Here is a 23,144-nt window from a genome sequence, read left to right as displayed (position 1 = left end):
TGAGTTTATAATAGGAGGCGTAATACATGACGGAAACACAATACTTTACACAATCACCGGAGCAGACCTTAACGGCTTTGGAGACCAGTTCTGAAGGGTTAAGCACGACACAAGTTGCGACTCGGTTAGAACAAAATGGGAAGAATCAGTTAACTGAAAAGAAACGGAAAGGCTTAGTGATTCGTTTTTTAGAACAGTTTAAAGATTTCATGATTATTGTTTTATTAGTGGCAGCGATGATTGCTGGCTTTTTAGCACATGAATGGCCGGATGCGTTTATTATTTTAGCCGTGGTGATTCTAAATGCGGTTTTTGGCGTTTTCCAAGAAGCCAAAGCGGAACAGGCGATCGATGCCCTAAAGGAAATGGCAACCCCCGATGCACACGTGCGTCGAAACGGTCAGATTGTTAAAATTAAGAGTGAAGATTTAGTCGTTGGCGATATCGTTTTATTAGAAGCTGGCGATATTGTCCCGGCCGATTTGCGCTTGATTGAATCAGCGGCCTTAAAGATTGAAGAATCGGCCTTAACCGGTGAATCAGTGCCAGTCGACAAACAAATTGGTGTATTGACCGATGCTGAAAGTGGTATTGGCGACCGGACGAATATGGCGTTTATGAATAGTAACGTCACTTACGGTCGTGGACTAGGCGTTGTCACTGCAATTGGGATGCAAACCGAAGTTGGTCGGATTGCGGGTATGTTAAACCAAGCGGATGAAACAACGACACCGTTACAAATGAACTTGAGTCAATTAGGTAAAACATTAACGATTATGATTTTAATTATTGCAGCGATTGTCTTCGTGGTCGGTTATCTACGCCACGCGCAATCACCAATTAATATGTTATTAACGGCGATTTCGTTAGCGGTTGCGGCAATCCCAGAAGGCTTGCCAGCAATTGTCACGATTATTTTAGCTTTAGGAACGCAAAAAATGGTGAAACGGAAGGCACTTGTCCGTAAGCTACCAGCGGTTGAAACGTTAGGCAGTACCGACATTATCGCGTCTGATAAAACCGGGACATTAACCATGAACCAAATGACTGTCGAAAAAATCTTTACCAATAATCAATTACAAGATGCATCGGCTGCATTGCCAGCTGATAATTTAACGTTGAAGATTATGAATTTAGCCAACGACACCAAGATTACTGAAGAAGGCCAAATGATTGGCGACCCGACTGAAACGGCGTTAGTGGCTTACGGTCAATTGAAAGACTTTAATCTACAACAAACTTTAACGGACTTGCCACGAGTGGCTGAAGTACCGTTTGATTCAGAACGGAAATTAATGTCGACTATTCATCAACAAGCCGATGGTCAATTCTTAATGACGACCAAAGGCGCACCCGATGAATTATTCAAACGAGTTAGTCATTATATCGATCAAAATGGCGAAATCCAAGTCTTTGATGAAACTGAAAAAGACTTCTTATTACAAACCAACCACAACCTGGCCAAACAAGCCTTACGGGTTTTGGCGTTAGCTTACCGAATTTTGCCTGAAAAACCAACAACGGTTGATGAAAGTTTAGAAGAATCATTAGTCTTTGCCGGGTTAGTCGGGATGATTGATCCTGAACGGCCAGAAGCCAAACAAGCCGTTACTGATGCGCATTCAGCCGGGATTCGGACTTTAATGATAACTGGCGATCATCGCGATACAGCTGAAGCGATTGCGCTTCGTTTAGGAATCATTAAAGACGATGAACACGCTGATGCTGCCGTGATTACGGGTGCTGAATTGGATCAATTAGATGATCAACAATTTGCTGATCAAGTTGAACAATACGCGGTTTATGCACGGGTGGCACCAGAACATAAGGTCCGGATCGTGAAAGCTTGGCAGAAACACGGTAAAGTGGTTGCCATGACCGGTGATGGTGTCAATGATGCGCCGGCCTTGAAATCAGCGGATATCGGGATTGGTATGGGGATTACGGGGACTGAAGTGTCTAAAGGGGCCAGTGATATGGTCTTAGCGGATGATAATTTCTCAACGATTGTCGTTGCGGTTAAAGAAGGCCGAAAAGTCTTTGCCAATATCCAAAAATCAATTCAATATCTCTTATCAGCAAACTTGGGTGAAGTTTTAACCCTCTTCATGATGACCATATTAGGTTGGCAGATTTTACAACCAGTGCATATCTTGTGGATTAATTTAGTCACAGATACGTTCCCAGCGATTGCCTTGGGAGTTGAACCGACTGAACCCGGTATTATGGATCAAAAACCACGTGGTCGTAAATCGAATTTCTTCTCGGGTGGCGTTTTCCAAGCGATTATCTATCAAGGGTTATTAGAAGGTGGGATTACGTTAGCGGTTTATGCGTTAGCAATCACCTATCCCGTGCATCAAGCAAGTGGTTTAGCACATGCGGATGCCTTGACGATGGCGTATGCAACGTTAGGGTTGATTCAACTCTTCCACGCGTTTAACGTTAAATCAGTCCACCAATCAATCTTTACGGTCGGGTTATTCAGAAATAAATCATTTAACTGGGCTGTCCTAGCATCATTTGTCCTATTGGCAGCAACGATTATGGTACCGGGTCTAAACGGCTTATTCCACGTTTCACATTTAGATTTATATCAATGGGGCATTGTCATCGCTGCTTCATTCTTATTAATCGTCATCGTAGAAATAGTGAAATTCTTCCAAAGAAAGAGTGCCGCAGCTCGCGGGTAAATTTCGAGCATTAGCCTAGTTGCATCAATAAAGTCCGAGTTTTGGGCTTTGTTGATGCAACGTCGCTAAGCACAGGGATTTGCGAGTGGAGGCACGTTTAAGAAAGAGTGCTGGGTCGAACTGATCAGGCTTTGAGGATTAACCTAAAAGCGACAATTATGGGCGGTTTTACCCATGATTGCTGCTTTGTAGCTAGACGGAAGAAGTTGGCTGAGAAGCACGTTTTTCATCAAAAATGGGTCAATCATGGTGAATTTAACTATGGTTGGCTTTTTTGGATGCAGAACGCATCGGTCGATTTCAAACTTTTAATTGCAAGCCGTTATTAGAATTAGTATACTAAAGCATAGGATATTAGGAGGATTAACATGAATAAAACACAACAAAAGATGGCGCACTACGGTCAAGCCGTTAACGATTTAATCGATACAACTGAAAAAGCCCAAGAAGGCATGAGTAAGTATTTCGCACCTTTGAAAGAAGCTTTATCAAATGGTAAATTGGCTGAAATGAGCGAACAAGATTATCAAACAACTGCTCAAATTTTCCGCGATGGCGTTGATCAATATCACGAAGCATTGGCTAAGTTTAAGACCGTTGCCGTTCCTGCTCGCTTGATGGGGAATAATCAACGCTTAATGGGCGCTTATAGCGACTTCATTCAAGCTTGCGAAGATTTGATTACAAGTATGCACGATGATCAAACAATCGACATGCAGGCTTTTGTGGCGTCAGAAATGCGTCAAGATGCAGCGACTGATCAATTTTCTAAATATATTGAAAAAATTTCAACGCTCGCTTAAAGTAGATGAGAACAGTTTCCAGCGTGGAAGCTGTTTTTTTGATTGCATCAAAATGATGAGGAGATAACGAGTATGACTGACATTCAACAATTAGTAACTGCCCAATTAACGCAATACCAACCGAAACAAATTAAAGCCACTTTAGGATTGCTCGCCGAAGGCAACACCGTCCCCTTTGTGGCGCGTTATCGGAAGGAACGAACGGGGAGTTTAGACGAAGTTCAAATTCGTGAAATCGAAAGTACGTTTGACTATTTAACGACGTTAGAAAAACGTCGAGCTGATATTATTAAAAATATCACGGAACAACAGAAATTAACGCCACAATTACAAAAACAAATCGAAACAGCTAAACAACTGCAAGTTTTGGAAGATTTGTACTTACCGTATAAACAAAAACGCCGAACGAAAGCCACGATTGCCAAGGAAGCTGGTTTAGAACCGTTAGCCGACACGATTGAAAAAATACCTAATTGGTCGGAAGCGACGTTGCAAGCCAAGGCGGCTGAATTTATTAATCCTGAACAGGATTTAACGGACCAAACGGCCGTTTTAGCGGGTGTTCATGAAATTCTAGCCGAAAAAATCAGTGAAGTTGCTACTTTTAGAGAATGGACACGTCAATACACTTGGCGTAATGGCGAATTAGTTAGCCAATCTAAAGATGACGAAAAAGATGACAAACAGGTTTATCAAATCTATTATGACTTTACGGCGCCCTTGGCTAAAGTCGCTGATCATCAATACTTAGCGATTGCGCGTGGCGAACGCGAGGGTATTCTGAAAGTTAAAATTCAAATTAACGATGCGATGATTACGGGGCATATTGCCCAAGCGTTATTCAGGGGGCAACAAACTGCTAGTACGGCGTTGATTCAAATGGCGATTGACGACGCCTATAAACGCTTTATTGGACCAGCGATTGACCGTGAATTACGAAAACAATTAAAAACCAAGGCCGATCACCAAGCGATTGCCGTTTTCGGCGATAATTTGAAGCATTTATTATTACAACCGCCATTAAAGGGCAAAGTCGTGTTAGGTTTTGATCCGGCTTATAGGACAGGCTGTAAATTGGCCATAGTTGATGGCACGGGTAAGTTCTTAGACAAGTTGGTTATCTATCCGCATAAACCGGCTTCGGCCAAACAACGGGCAGCTGCCACTGATGAATTTAAAAATTTTCTACTCAAATACCACGTTGAAATGATTGCGATTGGTAATGGAACCGCTAGTCGGGAATCTGAAGAATTTGTCGCGGATATTTTAAAAACAATTTCCCAGGAAATTTTTTACGTAATTGTCAATGAAGCGGGAGCCTCAGTTTATTCGGCGAGTGATACGGCGCGTGCTGAATTCCCAGAGCTACACGTCGAAGAACGGAGCGCGATTAGTATTGCCCGCCGTCTACAGGATCCATTGGCAGAATTGATTAAGATCGACCCACAAGCAGTTGGTGTGGGCCAATACCAACACGATGTGGCGCAAAAAGAATTGACGGCGCAATTGGATACCGTGATTGAAGATGTGGTTAATAGTGTCGGCGTTAACGTCAATACGGCCAGTCCACAATTATTACAGAAAATTTCAGGTTTAACCGGCACGACGGCGCAAAATATTGTGCAGTATCGTGATGATAATGGGTTATATCAAAAACGCAGTGACTTGAAAAAGGTGCCACGCTTAGGACCTAAAGCTTATGAACAAGCGATTGGTTTTTTACGGATTATTAACGGCACGAATCCACTTGATAACACCGATATTCATCCTGAAAGTTACGTTGCGGCTAAAGCCATTCTAAAAACTGTCAAGTTAACTTTGGCGGCCTTAGGTACACCGGAACTACAACAAGCGATTCAACAACAGTCGTTTGAAACATTGATGGCCGATTTAGAACTCGGTGCTGAAACCTTACAAGATGTCTTAGACGGTTTGCAGAAACCGGGTCGAGATTTACGGGATCAAATGACGGCCCCTTTGTTACGCCAAGACGTTTTGACGATGGCTGATTTGAAACCAAATATGGCCTTGGAAGGGACTGTCCGCAACGTGATTGATTTCGGCGCGTTTGTAGATATCGGTGTTAAACACGATGGGTTAGTCCACATTTCACAATTGGCCAATCATTTTGTGAAACACCCCTCTGATGAAGTCGTGGTCGGCGATATTGTCCAAGTCTGGGTGCTGAGTGTTGATCAAGAACGGGAACGGGTGCAATTAACCATGAAGGCCCCTAAAGCCAACGACTAAGATGACGGATCAAGAACTGACGCAATTGATTCAGACTATCTCACTGACTGTATTTCAGCGGCCTTTTGAGCACCAGGCCAATTTTAACCGACGACTAAAGACGACGGGGGGCCGGTATCATCTGGGCGACCATCATATTGATATCAATCCCAAGATGTTAACGGAACATGATCAGGCAACTTTGGTCGGTGTGATTAAACACGAGTTGTGTCATTATCATTTGCATTTAGGTCATCAAGGTTATCGTCATCGAGATGTTGCTTTTAAACAATTGTTGCAACAAGTTGGTGGTGCACGATATGCACCGGCCAGTTTAAAAAAAGTTAAAACCCGTAAGATTGAAACGTATCGTTGTCAAAGTTGCGGTCAGGTCTATCAACGACAACGTCAAATTAATGTTGACCGGTATGTCTGTCGATTGTGTCGTGGCCGATTAGTGCATCTCAAGACTGAAATTAACGCATAAAAATGAGGTTGTGACACAAGTCGTCATACTCTGATATTTAAACGAACATTATTTATTGACGCGCGCCAGAACTCATCAATTTCCGTTCAAGTTGAAAAGGCTGGTTATCCTTAGTTCGGGATAACCAGCCTTTTCAACTTGATACTCAATTGATAACCGAGTTCTGTCACAGCTTGCTATTTAATTATTTATTGACGTCTAAACCGCATGAGTGGTGTGCCAATTAAGGGGGTCACAATGGCTGCTAGGATAGCTTCCATGACGGCATTAACGGCAACCGCCGCTAACATCACGATGATTAAACGGCTAGGATCGGTATGGTACATGCCAGATGCTTGATGGCTGTAGAAAACCCACGTTAGCAAAATAACTAACGTCGTATTCACCAAGGCACCTAAGACACCGGCCAAAGCCATTGCGCCGGGTTTGGTAATTCGAGAATGTTGTAAGTGTTCAAAAGTAAATCCCGCAACGGTGCCGACTAAGACCCGGGGTAAAATCGCGATAATCGGATTTTGAAAAATCAGTAAGGACAACGGATCGCCTGGGGCGGTGTAAGCTTGGATGAGGGATAGAATTCCCCAGATTAACCCCAGCGTTGAACCGCCACGTGTGCCAAGAATGACAGCACCAAGAATGACGGTTAAGTGGACGGTCGTGACTGCCGGTAATCCGGGGATGATGTTGATATAGCCAACCATTGGCACGAAACTTTGAACTAATAGTAACGCCGTTAAAATCGCTAGAATACTAATACGATAGGCGGATGAATTTTTATGAGTCATAGGGATATTCCTCTCATGTTGATTTAATGATATTATAGCCATTTCCCGGTTTAGATTCAATCAATCGCTTTAAGCGCACAAAAAAACGAGGTCCTAAAGACCTCGTTCCGGTTAAAAATAAATGCGGGTGAGAAGACTCGAACTTCCACCGGGAAAACTCCCGACAAGATCCTTAATCTTGCGCGTCTGCCATTCCGCCACACCCGCGATACTTGCATTATGACTTAATGCCACGTACATTAGTATAAGAGAATTTTGTTTTGAAGTCAATTGTTATTTAATAACCAGGAGGATTCAAGATGATTGAATTAGCGACTTTAACCGATATTGCGGCATTAACGCGTCAGTATCAACAGTTAACGACTGAAATGCATCAATTACAACCAACCACTTATCAAGCAAATTACAGTCCTGATTTTTTTGAATGGGAGAAAATGCTGACCGACCCCAATCAAGCGGTGTATGTGCAACGACTAAGTGATCAACAAATAGCTGGGTTCTGCCACGTGACCACGGCGCGCACTACGGATTCGCCGTTGTTTATGCCACATTATTTTGCGTATTTGACCGCTATCTTTGTGCAACCCAAAACACGGCGGAATGGGACGGCTAGTCAGTTGATTCAAGCGGCTCAGGCATGGCAGCAAGTGCAACAGCTTGCTTATCTGGAATTGACAACGTTGGGGAACAATCAAGCTGCGACAAAACTCTACCAAAAGTTGGGCTTTGTCACTCAAAATAGTACGCTAAGATTAGCGGGCGATAAAAACGCATGAAAATCGCCAATTAGTTTTGGTGGTTTTCATGCGTTGCTTTACTTTAGGCCCGTTTGCACTTTCTTGAGTTGCGCCGTCACGGTGTTGATATTGACTTTAGCGATTTCGGCTTGTTGGTAAACTGAGCTATAAAACTGATTCAAACGATTAATCGGAGATTCTAAATCGGTTGGGTCTGCATCGGCATCTTGATGGTCGGCATAGAAATCAGCTTCTGCAGTAACAGCCGCTTGATAAAAATTAGAAAGGGTCGTGTAATCGAGTGTTGAAATCTTAATGCTTTGATTTAAATCTTTAATGGCTTCAGTCGGTAAATCAGCGTTGTCTTGTTTGGCGACTTTCAATAAACGTTGTGCAACTGGTTTGAGCGCTTTTTGTTGGTCTTTCAAGGTCTGATAAGCGTCAGCTCGTTTGGCCGTTGCTTGGGCCATTTTGGTCGTCGGCACTTCTAATAGGTTTTTGTCGGGATATTGTTCTTGGATTTTAAGATAGGTGACCGATTCACTCTGACCGGCCGATTCAAGCGCCGTTAGCGCCGTTTGTTGGGTCGCCGAAATTTGTTGGAGTGATTTAAGATCTTCTTTGACTTGTTGTTTGGTGTTGAGCGGTTGATCGCAACTCGCTAAGAGGAAGACGAGCGCTAGAACGGGCAGGAATCGTTTTAATTTTTTTAACATGATTAATGCACTCCAATGGTTTGAGGATATGTTTCTATCTTAGCGTAAAAAGGCGAAAATGCCAAATGATTTCCTATTAGTTAAAAACCGAAATATTGCGAGACATTAAATTGAAATGGTTTGATAAAACTGAATAGAAAACGTTTTATTTTTTTCAATTGAAGTGCTTGTTAATGTTTTTTTTCTGTGTTACACTATGTTTGTACTTTTTGAAAGGTTATGGTTCGATAGTTTTCAAAAGAACTTTCTTCCATTGTACCGACAGAAATACACAAATATATACGTGTCATTACGACACAAGGAGGATTTTTCTCATGGAAAACGGAACTGTAAAATGGTTTAACGCAGAAAAAGGTTATGGCTTTGTAACTCGCGAAGATGGTAGTGATGTATTCGTACATTTCTCAGCTATCCAAGGCGACGGTTACAAGACGCTTGAAGAAGGTCAAAGCGTTTCTTTCGATATCGAAGAAAGCGATCGCGGCCCACAAGCTGTTAACGTTAACAAACTTTAATATATTAAATTAACCAAAGCGGCTGGAAACAGTCGCTTTTTTTGTGGATTAGAAAGTAGGCATGAACATGTTAACTTATCAAAAAATTGCGGTCCAAAAGCGCCATGCATTGATGACTTATTTATTGATTGGCGATGCGGAAGAAGCGATGGTCCAACGTTATTTAAGCTACGGGCAATTGTGGTTGTTGCAAGATAACGGTCAAACCGTTGGCGCATTACATTATGTACCGGCTGGGGCTAACCGGATTGAAATTAAAAATCTGGGCATTTTACCAGAATATCGGCGCCACGGTTATGGTCGGCAAGCAATTGAACTACTAACCGAACAACTCAGTAATCAGGATTATCAGCAATTAGTGGTTGGCACTGGGGATGCTAGCTTTGAAGCCATTGCATTTTACATGCATCAGGGCTTCCGCTTTAGTGACATTCGGCCCCGGTTCTTTGATCAATATCAAACGCCAATCGTTGAAAATGGGATTCAATTACAAGAGATGTTGGTTTTGACCAAGGCACTAATCTGAAACTTAGTATGTCAACGGACTAGACAGTAATAATCATCGCTCTGATAACGATGGTCGGGTTATGCTATAAAAAATAGGCGTTTGATTTCGTTTTTGAAATCAAACGCCTATTAATATGGTCTGTGTTATTTCAAATCTTCGGGCTTTTCGAACGGATAGACAAACCCCCATTGTGCGCGGGCATCAGTCATGATGTCCATCACATCACTTGTGAGTTCAAGGGTGTGATTAGGTTGATGACCACGAACGGTTTCTTGGAAGTCGTGGACTTCGTAATTCATGGCGTTAGTGGCATCACCAGCTTGAATCGTTTCTGTCTGGCCATCTGGTAAGGTTAGCGTTGCTTGATCAGGGCGGGGATAGTCATTGACTGTGACGTAGCCATTTTCGTAAACGAGCACGCCTTGTTTTGGCATCTTAGCGTGTAAATTTAAAGTAACTGTCACCATTTCATCGTGTGCGTTATTTAATAATAAGGTCGATTGTTGATCGACGCCCGATTCAGCGGGTACCCATTGGGTCGCGATTAATTCAGGTTTGGCCGTCAACATCCGGCGAGCAAAGGCTAAAGCGTAAACCCCAATGTCTAACATGGCGCCGCCAGCGAGAGCTGGATTGAAGAAACGGTTCGTTGGGTCAAGTTCTTTATAGCTACCAAAGGCGACTTGTATTGATTTTAAAGCGCCTAACTGACGGGCTTTTTGTTGGGCTTCAATTTCATCAAAAAGTGGCATGTGATAAATGGTCATCGCTTCGGCCAACACCAAATTTTTTTCAGCGGCAAGCGCCTTAGCGGCTGCTAATTCGTGGCGGTTCATGGTAATCGCCTTCTCACTAAAGACGTGTTTGCCGGCGTTTAAACTGGCCATAATCCCTTCAAAATGAAAATTATGCGGTGTCGCGATGTAGATGATATCGATGGCGGGATCGGCTAACATTTCGGCATAACTACCATAAGCGTGCGGAATACCGTATTTAGTGGTAAATGCGGTCGCTTTCTCGAGTGACCGTGAAGCGGCCCCGTAAACTTGACCATCAGGTTGATCGAAATAGGTGGCGAAACTGCCGGCGATGTTGCCCAGGCCCATAATACCCCAGTTGAGTGTTGTCAAAATTAATCAGTCCTTTATATTGAAATCGAATACATGCCATATTATAGCAAGAATGTGATTGAATAGGAATTAATGTTGTTTATGCAAATCGTTGGTTAGCTGTTATTTTTTGTGTACAATGGGTGAATAGATTGAATTCAAATGAGGCAGATTATTGGCAACTAAAAAAAGAAAAACACCGAAGAAAAAGCGCCGAACCAGTAAATCCTATCAATCCAAAAAACGACAACCAACAGATTGGTTAGTGGTTGTTTTGGTGGCCCTTTTTACAATTGGTGTCGGACTCGTTTTATTGGTTCAATACCACGGTGAGCAGATGCAAGCCCGCTTAGAAAAAGAAGCGAAGCAAGAACAACTCTCTAAAGCCAATCAAAAACAGCAGTTTATTAAGAAAATGGTGCCTTACGCGCAGAAATTACAAACCGACTATCACGTGTTACCAAGTATCACGCTAGCCCAGGCCATTTTGGAAAGTGATTGGGGTAAAAGTACGTTAGCGGCCGATTATCATAATTACTTTGGAATTAAGGGGGATGACCCGGCCAACACCAAAGAGATGACGACTAAAGAGTATTTAAACGGTCAATGGATTACGACGACCGCGCGGTTTAGAGTCTACGACGATTATCAGGCATCGATGTTGGACCACGTGTTGCTGTTCGCCAAAGGGACGACGTGGAATCCGAATCAGTACCAACACGTGATTGCGGCGACGGATTATCAGCAAGCCGCTAACGCGTTAAAGCAGGACGGTTACGCGACGGATCCGGACTATCCGGCAAAGTTGATTGAAATTGTTAAAACCTATCAATTAAATCAATATGATCAATAATCATTAAAAAGTGCATGACAATCGGCTAAATCGCATAATTTAGCTTGTTGCGTGCTTTTTTTTATGGTAACCTATTTTTAATTCTATTTCAGAAAATAGCATGAAAATAAGACTAAGGGAGTGCTTTGTGTGCAATTATTAGAGGAACGAATTAAAAAAGATGGTCAAGTATTAGGCGAAGATGTTTTAAAGGTTGATAATTTTTTGAATCATCAAGTTGACCCTGATTTGATGGCAGCGATGGGTGAAGAATTCTATCGATTATTCAAAGATGCTCACATCACTAAGATTTTAACCGTTGAATCATCTGGGATTGCCCCTGCAGTTCTTACTGGTCTTGCATTTCACGTTCCCGTTGTTTTTGCTAGAAAGCACAAGAGTTTAACGTTACAAGATAATATGTACAGCGCAACCGTTTATTCATACACTAAGAAAGTCAATAATCACATTTCGATTTCTAAGAAATTTATTGATGAAAACGACCGTGTGCTAGTGATTGACGATTTCTTAGCCAATGGACAAGCGGTTGAAGGTTTACTAGAAATCATTGAGCAAGCCAATGCACAACTTGAAGGCGTTGGGATTGTGATTGAAAAGACATTCCAAAAAGGGCGCGAATTATTAGACGCTCGCGGAATCCACGTGGAGTCATTAGCACGGATTGCTGCTTTTGAAAATGGCGAAGTCGTTTTTGTTGAAGATCATCAATAAACGAGAGAAGAAGCTGAAAGGCTTCTTTTTTTTGCTAAAAAAAGCTTAACAATGGCAAAGTATTGTGCAGATAGGGGTTAAGTTGGTTATAATAAAGAGTAATTAGTTATCCATGATTAGTCGGATAAGAAAGCAGGGAAACAGATGCCAGTTATTTATCCAGGACAGATGATCGGAATTATCGGAAATGACCAACGAGCTTTTTTACTAGCACTCGCGGCTAAAAAAATGGGTTATAAAGTGGCGATGATCGTCAACGCGCAGATTCAAGACACACCGCTTGCTAGCATTTTAGATGCGCAAGTTGAGGGTGATCCAAACCAGTATGCAGACTTAGCGCGATTAGGTGATATTTGCCAAGTCTTAACTTATACAGACGAATTATTAGATGAAACATTGCTGGAGCAGCTTGCACAGAACTATTATTTACCGCAAGGCAGCAGTGTGCTGTCCGTCACTCAGGACCGTTATTTGGAACGGGTTTTCTTAGATGATTTAAACATTAACATTCCACCATCAACCACGGTGGTGGATGTCGAAGATATTCAACAAGGCATCGATTCAATTGGTTATCCTTGTATTTTAAAACCGATCCAAAAGGGCTTTGGTAAACAATATCAACGCTTTATTAAAGAACCGGCAGATTTAGACCAATTGACAGATTTCTTACAACTAGGTTCCTATCTATTAGAATCTTGGATTCCTGATGCGCAAGAATTATCCGTGATGGTTGCTAAAGACGTGCAAGGTGATTTGACTGTCTTGCCGATTGTTGAAAATGATTACCAAGATCATCAATTACGATTATCAATCGTGCCGGCACGGATTGATCAGACCGTTGCGGCTGAAATCAATCGGTTGGCGAATCTAATCGGTCAGAAATTGGATTACGTTGGGGTCTTTGGGATTGAATTTTTCTTAACACCAGATATGAATATTTACGTTAAGCGGCTGGTACCAACGCCGCATATTTCGGGCAACGTTTTGGAACGCACGTTGAATTTTTCACAGTATGAATACCATTTAAAGGCGATTTGCCAATTAGCGCTTGGTGAAGCGCGGTTGAATAACGCTGGTGTGACGTTGAACATTCAAGAAGCGAGCTTGCCGCTAGTGAAGACGCAGATGAAAATTAAACCAGATTGGTATTTTAATTTGTATCATCTACAAGATCGCCAACAATTTGGAAGCCTGACCGCTATTGGGGCAGCCGTCAATCCTTTGTTGGAAAAATTAGAAGCCGCTGATTTATATCACGCATAAGTGTAATTTTTGGAGGAATTAATATGTTAGAACGCTATACTCGCCCAGAGATGGGTGCGATTTGGACCACTGAAAATCGCTATCAAGCTTGGCTAGAAGTTGAAATTTTAGCGGTAGAAGCTTGGGCGCAACTCGGTGATATTCCAGTCGAAGATGCGACGAAGATTCGTGCTAATGCACAATTTGACGTCGACGAAATTAATCGATTAGAAAAGATGACCCACCATGACGTGGTGGCTTTCACCCGCGCCGTTTCTGAATCACTTGGCGCTGAGAAAAAATGGGTTCACTATGGCTTGACCTCAACCGACGTGGTCGATACGGCCCAAGGGTATATCTTGAAACAAGCAAATGATTTAATTCGGGCGGACATTGAAAAATTGATGGCCGTCTTAAAACAGAAAGCTTATGAATACCAGAATACGGTCATGATTGGGCGGACACACGGGGTCCACGCTGAACCCACGACGTTTGGTTTAAAAATGGCGACTTGGTATGCTGAAATGAAACGCAATCAAGACCGCTTTGAACGGGCGGCCCAAGGTGTTGAAGCTGGTAAGATGAGTGGCGCGGTTGGCACCTTTGCGAATATTCCAACCGAGATTGAAGCTTACGTGACTAATCAATTAGGCATTCGGGCGCAAGATGTATCGACCCAAGTTTTACCGCGTGATTTACATGCGGACTACATCAATGCAATGGCGGTCGTGGCGACTTCGATTGAACATTTTGCAACCGAAATTCGCCATCTACAACGCACCGAAGTCCGTGAAGTCGAAGAATTTTTCGCGAAGGGTCAAAAAGGCTCCTCAGCAATGCCTCATAAACGGAATCCAATCGGTTCTGAAAACGTCAGTGGCTTAGCCCGTGTCATTCGTGGACACATGATTACCGGGATGGAAGACGTCTCTCTATGGCACGAACGGGATATTTCACATAGTTCAGCTGAACGAATTATCCTACCCGATACGACGATTTTATTGGATTATATCCTACAACGTTTTACGAAAATTATTGATACGTTAACGGTTTTTCCTGAAAAAATGCAAGCCGATATGAACCTAACGCACGGTTTAATTTACAGCCAACGTGTTTTATTGAAGCTGGTTGATTCCGGTTTAAGCCGTGAATCGGCCTACGATTTGGTGCAACCCAAAACCGCATTAGCGTGGGACGAACAAAAGGATTTCCGCCAATTATTAGAAGCCGATCCAAAAGTCACAAGCCAATTAACACCAACTGACTTAGACGACGCCTTCGATTACCACTGGCACCTACAAAGAATAGCAGAAATATTTGAAAGAGTATTTGATTAAGAGTGCTGACTCAAGTCGGTTAGGCTTTGAGGATTAACCTAAAAATAGGCATTATGAGTGTTTTTTACTCATGATGCCTATTTTGTAGTTAACCGGAAAAGGTTACTTGAGAAGCACGTTTAGATTAAGAGCGATTTTACTTACGGGTGCTTCTGAGCATTAGTCTAGTTAGGTGAATAAAGTCTGGGTTATAGACTTTGTTTACCTAACGTAACTAAGCACAGGAAGCTGTAAGTAAAAACGCGTTTCAGAAAAGAGTGCTGATACTTACGGTTAGTTCCGAGCATTAGCCTAGTTCCGTGAATGAAGTCCCGGTTGTGGACTTCGTTTGCGAAACGTAGCTAAGCACAGGAACTTGTAAGTAGAAGCACGTTTTAGATTAAGAGTGCTGACTGAACTGGTCAGCTTCTGAGTATAGCCTAGATTAGTGAATTATGACCGGAATTTGGTCATAGTTTGCTAATCGTAGCTAGACGGAAGAAGCTAGTTCAGAAGCACGTTTAGATTAAGAGTGCTGTGAGTTGAGGGTAGCAGCTGAGCATTAACAGAAATTACCAGTTATCTTGAACTTAAGATAATTGGCAATTTTAGGTTAAGCGGAAGATGTTGCAACTCAGAAGCACGTTTTGATTAAGAGTGCTGATTCGAACGGTTTAGGCTTTGACGCGTGCCATAACTCATCAATTTCCGTTCAAATTTAAAATGCGGTCTATCCTAAGTTCTGGATAGGCCGCATTTTTAACTTGATACTCAATTGACAACCGAGTTTTGTCACAGCTTGTTATGTCATTTAGGCACAATCAGTTCCGATTCGAAACTAAATTTTTGGTGTTCAGTACTCAAAGCCACTTCAAATGCTTTTTGACCGACGGTGAAGAAATGGTGGTCAATGGTTGGAAATTGCAGTAAGAAACTGGAGAGCTGGTTTTCTTGACCGAATAGTAGCGGCGAGGTTAAACCTTGATCGAGATAATATTGACGCACGCCGGTCGCAATGTCATCACCGTTGGTAAAGAAACAATCGATGTCGGATTGCCGTGCATGCAACGTTTTAGCGGCTTGATAACCATCGTTAAAACTAGTCATCCCACCAATCACTAATTTTTCTGCCGGTTTATGGTGGAAAACCTGTTGATAAGCCGCCATAATCGCTGAACTGGTCGGACTTTGTTCTAAATTACGACTCAATAAAATTGCAATTTGTCGGACCTTTAATGTCGCCAAGTGTTTAAAGGCGGCTAAGTAGGCTGGTTCGCGATTAGAATAAACGGCTGACAGATGATAGTCGCCGGTGTCTTCACAGCAGACAATTTGACCGTACTGGGCGTATTGCGCCAAGACTGATAAGGGCAGACCGTGGGAGGTGAAAATGAGTGCGGAGAAATTTTTGCGTTTGAGTTGTTCTAGATAATCTAATTCAACGGTTTGATTATATTCGGACGGGAGTAAAACGATGTGGTAACCACTCGTAAAGGCGGCGTCCATAATCCCGTTTAACAGTTGATTAAAATAGGGATGGTCGTTGTGGGGTAAAACGACCCCGATATTTTTATTTTGCCCGAAACTTAAATCCCGCGCTAAGCTGTTGGGCACGTAATCAAGCGCTTTAATCACTTTTTCAACGGCTTGTTGTGCTGGTTTTGAAACGTATTTCTGATGATTTAAAACGCGTGAAACGGTGGAAACTGAATAGCCACTTTGACGCGCAATATCGCGAATGGTTGGCATGGTTTTAACCTACTTTTCGATTAAATTTGGTGATATATTTCTTTATACCATAACTAACGCCATCGTGCACATTCGATTTGGTAACGAATTGACTGATTGCTTGGACCGATTCGACGGCATTTTGCATCGCAATTGGGTGGGCAACCGACTGTAACATCGCTTGATCGTTGGGGCCATCGCCAAAAGCAGCGACTTGTTCCGCTGTTAATTGTTCCGCCTCTAAAATGGTCGCTAACGCCTGTTCTTTAGTGGCACAGTCGGCGGTTATTTCGAGTGATTGCGTTTGTGATTGTTGGACGGCAATATCAGTTAACGCCAAATCGTTAATAAAGGTATTAATTTGCGCGAGTCGTTCGGGATCATCGCTCGCAACGACTAATTTGAAGAGTTTCAAAACTGGATTGGTTAATAATTGTGACAGATTGATTAAACGTGGCGATTGATGGGTTAAGGTTGCTTCTGCGGTCACTTGGTCATCGATGCCTTGAACGTACCAATTCTGTAAATCATAGCCGCTCAGACTGATTTCTGGGAATTCAGTTTGAAGTGCGGCGACTAATTGTTGCGCAGTGCGACGTTTTAGCGGATGTTCAGCCAGAATCAGTGGGAAATCACCACTCGCTTTGAAAATGACGCCACCATTAAAGGCAATCTGTGGACCAGTTAACGCTAATTGTTGAATGCTCGGCATCATCGTTTGCGGTGCACGGGCAGAGACCAGAGTTACTGGCAATTCGGTTTTTGTTAACGCCGAACTATTTTTTTCGGAAAGTTGCCCAGCTTGATCTAAGAGTGTGCCATCTAAATCGGAAACAATATATTTAATCATCATGATATCCACCTTTCTGTTGATAAACTGAGTATAATTTATGAAACGCGTCCCAGGTCAAGCGATAAAATTGGCGAATTCAATTTCTATTTTAGTGATTGCTGTTCGCTTTTTTCTAGTTAGCTAATTTGGTATACTATAGGCTGATTGCATTTACGGAAGGATGAAGATTTTGTCTGAACAAGAATTGTTAAAAGGAATGAACGATAAGCAAGCTGAAGCGGTCTTAGCAACGGAAGGCCCATTATTAATTATGGCCGGTGCCGGTAGTGGCAAGACGCGGGTTTTAACCCACCGCGTGGCTTATTTAATTGAAGAAAAACACGTCTTACCTTGGCGCATTCTAGCGATTACGTTTACCAATAAAGCGGCGCGTGAAATGCGTGAACGGGTTTGTGCTTTATTGGGCGATAATGGTCAAGATGTTTGGGTCTCGACCTTCCATGCTTTATGCGTCCGGATTCTACGACGTGAAATTGAACAGATCGGTTATAATCGCGCGTTCACGATTGCCGATCCGTCCGAACAATTAACGTTGATGAAACACGTTTGTCGAGATTTAAACATCGATACGAAGAAGTTCGAACCTAAAGCGATTTTAGGGACGATTAGTAACGCTAAAAATGAATTACAAACGCCGGCCGATTACGTCGGGTTAGCCAACAGTCCTTTTGAAAAAATTGTGGCGCAATGTTATGCCGAATATCAAAAACGACTCCATCAAAATCAAGCGTTAGATTTTGATGATTTAATCATGCAAACAATCCGGTTATTTAAAGAAAATAAAGAAACCTTAGTTTATTATCAAGATAAATTTCAATACATTCACGTTGATGAATACCAAGATACCAATGAAGCCCAATATACGTTAGTTAATATGTTGGCTGAAAAGTATCAAAATCTGTGTGTCGTTGGGGATGCCGATCAAAGTATCTACGGTTGGCGGGGCGCTAATATGGATAATATCATGAATTTCGAACATGATTATCCAGCCGCTAAATCAGTGATGTTGGAACAAAATTACCGTTCAACGAAAACCATTTTGGAAGCTGCTAACGGGGTGATTAATCATAATCAATACCGTAAGCCTAAAGAATTGTGGACGGATAATCAAGATGGCGAGTTGATCACGTATTACCGTGGTCAAAGTGAACGGGATGAATCCCTATTTGTCATCACCAAGATTCAAGAAGAAATAACGACCAATCATCGCCACTTTGGTGATTTTGCCGTGTTATACCGAACCAACGCTCAATCACGGGTGATTGAAGAATCCTTCGTCAAAGCTAACATGCCGTATAAAATGGTCGGTGGGCATAAATTCTACGATCGTAAAGAAATTAAAGATATTTTGGCTTATTTACGATTAGTCGTTAATGCATCCGATTCGATGAGTTTTGAACGGGTGGTCAACAGTCCTAAACGTGGGATTGGCCCCGGAACGTTAGAAAAACTCAATCAATTTGCAGAAGATCATCAATGGTCACTTTTAGAAGCGGCCCAAAATGCTGAATTATCAACCATTCCGGCTAAGAGTCGCAAGACCTTAATTGATTTTGGCAACGTGATTGGTGATTTAACTAAGATGCGCGAATTCTTAAACGTTACTCAGTTAACTGAAGAATTATTGGCTAAAACAGGTTATAAAAAAGCGTTAGAAATCGAAAATACGCTCGAATCACAAAGTCGTCTTGAAAATATTGAAGAATTATTATCAGTGACGACCCAGTTTGACGCACATTACGAACCCGAAGAAGATGATAGTGATTTATTTGTGGATTTCTTGGCCGAATTATCATTGGTGTCGGATTTAGATTCCGTTGAAGAAGAAGCCAGTGAAGTCACGATGATGACATTACATGCGGCTAAGGGACTTGAATTTCCGGTTGTCTTTTTGATGGGGCTTGAAGAAGGCATTTTCCCATTATCACGAGCGTTAATGGAAGAAGACGAACTCGAAGAAGAGCGACGATTGGCCTATGTCGGCATTACGCGGGCCGAAAGTAAGTTATATCTAACCAATGCTTATTCACGAATGTTATATGGACGTCAACAAAGTAACCAAGCGTCGCGTTTTATCGGCGAAATTGATGATAAATTATTGGATTACGCCAACGGAAACGCTGGTAGTATTCCCGAACGTAAAGTACCGTTTGGTCGTCAGAATAGTTATGCCCGGGCAACGGCGACCACTTATGGTCAAGGCCAAGCCACGACGAGTCATAAGATTGCCGATACAACTGGTGGCGATAATAGTGGTAGCTGGCAAGCGGGTCAAAAAGTGCAACATAAAAAATGGGGCATTGGCACCGTTGTGAAAGTCAACGGCTCAGGCAATGACCAAGAACTCGATATTGCGTTTAAAGAACAAGGCGTTAAACGACTACTTGCTAGCTTTGCGCCAATTGAAAAAGTCACCGATTAACGGTAGGAGGACCGAGATGGGATTAGCCAAATCAATTGATCAATATACACAAGAAGAAGCGGCAATCGCTGCGCAAGCATTACGGCAATCGCTGGCCACTTATAGTGACGCTTACTATACAAAAGACGCACCAGTGGTTGAAGATCACGTCTACGATGAAGCCTACCAAGATTTAGAACAATTGGAGGCGGTCTTTCCCGCAATCGTCACCAATGATTCACCGACCCAAAAAGTCGGTGGTGATGTGTTACCGGGGTTTAAGAAAGTTACCCATACGGTGCCGATGTTGTCGATGGGTGATGTTTTTTCACCCGAAGAACTCGCAGCATTTGATGATCGGTTACGAAGAAATACGGCACAAGCGATTGAATACAACGTGGAGCTCAAGATTGATGGCCTGGCAATTGATTTGATTTATGACCAAGGTCAATTTGTACGCGGGGCTACGCGAGGCAACGGAACGATTGGCGAAGATATTACGCAGAATTTAAAAACGATTAAAGCGATTCCGATGACGTTAACCAAACCGGTTTCAATTGAAGTGCGCGGCGAATGTTTTATGCCTAAGGCTTCTTTTGCGGATTTGAATCAACAACGAGAAGCTGACGGCCTAGCACCGTTTGCCAATCCACGGAACGCGGCGGCCGGCAGTTTACGCCAGCTAGATGCCAAAGTGGCAGAATCCCGAAATCTAAGTGCGTTTATGTACACAATTGTGACGTTTGATGACGTTCAGGCGACGACCCAAGCACAGGCCTTGACGGTCTTAGCTGAACTCGGCTTTAACGTTAATCCGACCGCGACCGTTTGTCAGGATATGACCGAGGTTCAAGCGTTCATTGACCGGTACCAAACGACGCGGGATGACTTAGCCTACGGAATTGACGGGATTGTCTTAAAGGTTAACGATTTGGCACTGCAACGCCAATTAGGCAATACGGTTAAAATTCCACGCTGGGAAATTGCTTATAAATTTCCGCCAGAAGAAGCGGCAACGGTCGTCCGCGAAATCGAATGGACGATTGGACGGACCGGGGTTGTGACCCCGACCGCTGTTATGGATCCCGTTCAATTAGCGGGCACTACGGTTGCGCGAGCTTCCTTGCATAATGCGGATTTAATTGCCGCCAAAGATGTTCGTTTGTTCGATACGGTCTTGTTGCATAAAGCCGGCGATATTATTCCGGAAATTTCGCAAGTCGTCTTGGCAAAACGACCCGCAAATAGTGAACCTTATCAAGCGCCAACGCATTGTCCGTCTTGTCAGCATGAATTAGTCCATCTGGATGAAGAAGTGGCCTTACGGTGTATTAATCCGATGTGTCCAGCGCAAGTTCAGGAACAGTTAACCCATTTTGCATCGCGCAATGCGATGAACATCGACGGGTTAGGCCCCCGGATTATCGAACAGTTGTGGGAACAGCAATTAGTGAAAGATGTCGCGGATTTGTACCGATTAACGGCGACTGATTTAGCGCAACTTGATAATTTTAAAGAAAAATCTATTAATAATTTATTAAAAGCGATTGATGCTAGTCGTCAGAACTCGTTAGAAAGGTTATTATTTGGGTTAGGGGTCCGACACGTCGGTGCCAAGGCTGCACGCTTATTAGCGGAACATTTCAAAACGATGGACGCGCTAATGACTGCGACGGCTGACGAGATGATCGAAGTTGATACGATTGGCTTGATTATTGCTGACAGTTTAGTGACTTACTTAGCTGATAGCCAAGTGCAGACGTTGATGCAGGAACTCGTAGCGGTTGGCGTTAATTTAACTTACACCGGCGTAACCCAAGAGCAGGCTAGCGATAGTGATAGCTTCTTTAACGGTCGGACCGTTGTACTAACGGGTAAATTGACGCAGTATACGCGCGATGATTTGAAACAACAATTGGAAGCTAACGGGGCCAAAGTGACCGGTTCGGTTTCCAAGAAAACTGATTTTCTGATTGTTGGGGCTGACGCGGGTAGCAAATTGGCGAAGGCTGAAGCGTTATCGATTCCAATCATCACAGAAGCTGAATTAGCAGGTTATTTGGCTTAATCGATCTAAATTGGGTATAATAAGAAGCAATTAGGACTAAGGAGGCACCATTTTCAGTGGCAAAATATAAATTATGGGTCGTTGCAACGGCAGCATTGCTATTATTAGCGGGTTGTACGAGCATTCAAAGCAGTTCGTCATCAGACACATCTAGTAAATCCACTAAAAAGTTACAAACAACCGGTAAGGTGACTGACAGCATGTACGAAGGTGTCATCACGAATGGCCAATATAAAACAAGCCAAACACGAGGGTTAACATCAGAACAAAGCAACACGTCGTTTGATGTTAAGAGTCTTGAAAATGGTTTATTAACCTTATCCAAAGAACAATTTCCAACGTCCAAATATATTTTTCAAGAGGGCCAAAGTTTAAAGACGACGGAAGCTCAAAAATGGTTAGCGCGTAAATCAAAAACCAATACGGTCGGATTGAATCCTGAAGATAACGGGCAGACTGAACCGACTAAACGGAATCCATTGTATCTCCAACAAATCTTAGAACAAGATTATTTGAGCCAAGATGGCACGCTTTCTGGGATGAGTATTGGGCTTGGGATGAACCAAGTTGATTATTATACCAAAGAACAATATGGTGCGACCTATCAAACCAAGATTTCAACGGCGATGATGGAACAACAGGGTAAACAGATGGCCAATAAAGTGTTGGCCCGGATGCGTCAGAAAAAAGGGATGAGTCAGGCCACGATTGTGATTGGACTTTACAAACAAGCGACTAAGGATAGTTTAGTCGGTGGGACCTATTTCGCGTACGGGGTCAGTAAAAATGGCAGCACGACCATTGATTCTTGGCATTCAATGAATCAAGAAAATCAAGTTTTCCCAATTACCGGTGATGAAAAAGCGGTCAATCAAAGTGATGCCGATGCGTTCACCAGTTTTAAAGAACAAATTCAAACGTTCTTCCCGAACTTAAGTGGGGTGACGGCGCAAGCGCATTATGAAGAAGGCGTCTTATCCGGTTTGAACGTGACAATTAATACGCAATTCTACAGTGAAACCGAAATTATGAGTTTTACACAGTACATTGCAACCGCTGCGGATAAGTATTTACCGCGCAATATTCCGTTGGATATTTCGATTAGTTCGGTTGAAGGGATTCAATCCTACGTCGGTCGGGCCTCGGGGAGCAATAGCTTCACGACCCACGTCTTTGGAAGCTATTAACAAGCTGAGAAGCACGTTATCAATTGCCTATCAAGTTGAAAAAGCTGATTATCCCGAACCATCAGGATAATCAGCTTTTTTGATTTGAATATTATGAATTTAAAAGGTTCTCTGTCAACTGTTGTTGGTGGTTTCAATGTGGAAGTAATTGTCATCTATGACAATTACTTCTTTTTTTGTTTTGGAACTTGAGAACGAATAAT

At 42.7% G+C, this 23,144-nt stretch carries 19 protein-coding genes and 1 tRNA gene; 14 read left to right on the top strand and 6 right to left on the bottom strand.

Going from position 1 to position 23,144, the window contains the following annotated elements; genetic code table 11:
• The first annotated feature begins 26 nt into the window (after window positions 1-26).
• From LFUMFP_RS08655 to LFUMFP_RS08635, 4 genes are all read left to right on the top strand, one after another.
• Complete coding sequence (locus tag LFUMFP_RS08655) at window positions 27-2,693, top strand: calcium-translocating P-type ATPase, PMCA-type (protein ID WP_056950618.1); 2,667 nt, start codon at window positions 27-29, stop codon at window positions 2,691-2,693.
• A 368-nt stretch (window positions 2,694-3,061) separates the two neighbouring features.
• Window positions 3,062-3,496 carry a hypothetical protein gene (locus LFUMFP_RS08645; protein ID WP_056950620.1) on the top strand — a complete coding sequence of 145 codons (435 nt, stop codon included), beginning with the start codon at window positions 3,062-3,064 and terminating at the stop codon, window positions 3,494-3,496.
• A gap of 72 nt (window positions 3,497-3,568) precedes the next feature.
• Window positions 3,569-5,746, top strand: a complete 2,178-nt coding sequence (locus tag LFUMFP_RS08640; RefSeq protein ID WP_106483481.1) for a Tex family protein — start codon at window positions 3,569-3,571, stop codon at window positions 5,744-5,746.
• A gap of 1 nt (window position 5,747) precedes the next feature.
• On the top strand, window positions 5,748-6,212 hold the full coding sequence (locus tag LFUMFP_RS08635) for a SprT family protein (protein WP_106483480.1): 465 nt from the start codon (window positions 5,748-5,750) through the stop codon (window positions 6,210-6,212).
• Between the two features lie 188 nt (window positions 6,213-6,400).
• Here the strand turns inward: LFUMFP_RS08635 and LFUMFP_RS08630 are convergent, their stop codons facing one another.
• Together LFUMFP_RS08630 and LFUMFP_RS08625 are read right to left on the bottom strand one after the other, a co-directional pair.
• A complete protein-coding gene (locus LFUMFP_RS08630) occupies window positions 6,401-6,997 on the bottom strand; it encodes an ECF transporter S component (protein WP_106483479.1) in 597 nt (198 codons plus the stop codon).
• Between the two features lie 122 nt (window positions 6,998-7,119).
• Window positions 7,120-7,204, bottom strand: a tRNA-Leu gene (locus tag LFUMFP_RS08625).
• A gap of 92 nt (window positions 7,205-7,296) precedes the next feature.
• Here LFUMFP_RS08625 and LFUMFP_RS08620 point away from each other — a divergent pair.
• On the top strand, window positions 7,297-7,773 hold the full coding sequence (locus LFUMFP_RS08620; RefSeq protein ID WP_106483478.1) for a GNAT family N-acetyltransferase: 477 nt from the start codon (window positions 7,297-7,299) through the stop codon (window positions 7,771-7,773).
• A 38-nt stretch (window positions 7,774-7,811) separates the two neighbouring features.
• Here the strand turns inward: LFUMFP_RS08620 and LFUMFP_RS08615 are convergent, their stop codons facing one another.
• Window positions 7,812-8,450 carry a hypothetical protein gene (locus LFUMFP_RS08615; protein ID WP_106483477.1) on the bottom strand — a complete coding sequence of 213 codons (639 nt, stop codon included), beginning with the start codon at window positions 8,448-8,450 and terminating at the stop codon, window positions 7,812-7,814.
• Window positions 8,451-8,764: 314 nt separating this feature from the next.
• On the opposite strand from LFUMFP_RS08615, the gene LFUMFP_RS08610 reads away from it, so the two are divergent.
• Together LFUMFP_RS08610 and LFUMFP_RS08605 are read left to right on the top strand one after the other, a co-directional pair.
• Entirely contained in the window at window positions 8,765-8,965 is a 201-nt protein-coding gene (locus LFUMFP_RS08610; protein WP_025083252.1) for a cold-shock protein, read from the top strand.
• 67 nt (window positions 8,966-9,032) lie between these two features.
• Window positions 9,033-9,491, top strand: coding sequence for a GNAT family N-acetyltransferase (locus LFUMFP_RS08605; RefSeq protein ID WP_158697737.1), 459 nt, complete (start codon window positions 9,033-9,035; stop codon window positions 9,489-9,491).
• A gap of 125 nt (window positions 9,492-9,616) precedes the next feature.
• Here LFUMFP_RS08605 and LFUMFP_RS08600 read toward each other — a convergent pair whose 3' ends face one another.
• Window positions 9,617-10,606 carry a Gfo/Idh/MocA family protein gene (locus tag LFUMFP_RS08600; RefSeq protein ID WP_408609873.1) on the bottom strand — a complete coding sequence of 330 codons (990 nt, stop codon included), beginning with the start codon at window positions 10,604-10,606 and terminating at the stop codon, window positions 9,617-9,619.
• Window positions 10,607-10,847: 241 nt separating this feature from the next.
• Here LFUMFP_RS08600 and LFUMFP_RS08595 point away from each other — a divergent pair, with 241 nt between their 5' ends.
• From LFUMFP_RS08595 to purB, 4 genes are all read left to right on the top strand, one after another.
• Window positions 10,848-11,435 carry a glycoside hydrolase family 73 protein gene (locus LFUMFP_RS08595; protein WP_408609872.1) on the top strand — a complete coding sequence of 196 codons (588 nt, stop codon included), beginning with the start codon at window positions 10,848-10,850 and terminating at the stop codon, window positions 11,433-11,435.
• 129 nt (window positions 11,436-11,564) lie between these two features.
• A complete protein-coding gene (locus tag LFUMFP_RS08590) occupies window positions 11,565-12,146 on the top strand; it encodes a xanthine phosphoribosyltransferase (RefSeq protein ID WP_106483473.1) in 582 nt (193 codons plus the stop codon).
• A gap of 144 nt (window positions 12,147-12,290) precedes the next feature.
• A complete protein-coding gene (locus LFUMFP_RS08585; protein ID WP_025083247.1) occupies window positions 12,291-13,409 on the top strand; it encodes an ATP-grasp domain-containing protein in 1,119 nt (372 codons plus the stop codon).
• 23 nt (window positions 13,410-13,432) lie between these two features.
• Window positions 13,433-14,725 (top strand): adenylosuccinate lyase, encoded by a 1,293-nt coding sequence (gene purB / locus LFUMFP_RS08580; protein WP_106483472.1) that lies wholly within the window; start codon window positions 13,433-13,435, stop codon window positions 14,723-14,725.
• Between the two features lie 786 nt (window positions 14,726-15,511).
• On the opposite strand, the gene LFUMFP_RS08575 is transcribed toward purB, so the two are convergent.
• Both LFUMFP_RS08575 and LFUMFP_RS08570 read right to left on the bottom strand, forming a co-directional pair.
• Window positions 15,512-16,453 (bottom strand): LacI family DNA-binding transcriptional regulator, encoded by a 942-nt coding sequence (locus LFUMFP_RS08575; RefSeq protein ID WP_025083245.1) that lies wholly within the window; start codon window positions 16,451-16,453, stop codon window positions 15,512-15,514.
• A gap of 4 nt (window positions 16,454-16,457) precedes the next feature.
• Entirely contained in the window at window positions 16,458-17,282 is an 825-nt protein-coding gene (locus LFUMFP_RS08570) for an HAD family hydrolase (RefSeq protein WP_106483471.1), read from the bottom strand.
• 163 nt (window positions 17,283-17,445) lie between these two features.
• Between LFUMFP_RS08570 and pcrA the strand changes: the two genes are divergently transcribed.
• Genes pcrA through LFUMFP_RS08555 form a run of 3 tightly spaced genes read left to right on the top strand, consistent with a single transcriptional unit; the run spans window position 17,446 to window position 22,941 of the window.
• Window positions 17,446-19,707, top strand: a complete 2,262-nt coding sequence (gene pcrA / locus LFUMFP_RS08565; protein ID WP_199190581.1) for a DNA helicase PcrA — start codon at window positions 17,446-17,448, stop codon at window positions 19,705-19,707.
• A gap of 16 nt (window positions 19,708-19,723) precedes the next feature.
• Entirely contained in the window at window positions 19,724-21,754 is a 2,031-nt protein-coding gene (gene ligA / locus LFUMFP_RS08560; RefSeq protein ID WP_106483469.1) for an NAD-dependent DNA ligase LigA, read from the top strand.
• 56 nt (window positions 21,755-21,810) lie between these two features.
• Window positions 21,811-22,941 carry a CamS family sex pheromone protein gene (locus tag LFUMFP_RS08555; RefSeq protein WP_106483468.1) on the top strand — a complete coding sequence of 377 codons (1,131 nt, stop codon included), beginning with the start codon at window positions 21,811-21,813 and terminating at the stop codon, window positions 22,939-22,941.
• Window positions 22,942-23,144: the final 203 nt, after the last annotated feature.

The sequence above is a fragment of the Latilactobacillus fuchuensis genome, assembly GCF_900258455.1.
GTDB lineage: Bacteria > Bacillota > Bacilli > Lactobacillales > Lactobacillaceae > Latilactobacillus > Latilactobacillus fuchuensis.
The sequence above is the reverse complement of the archived record's forward strand: the minus strand, read 5'-3'. Positions and strand labels throughout refer to the sequence as shown.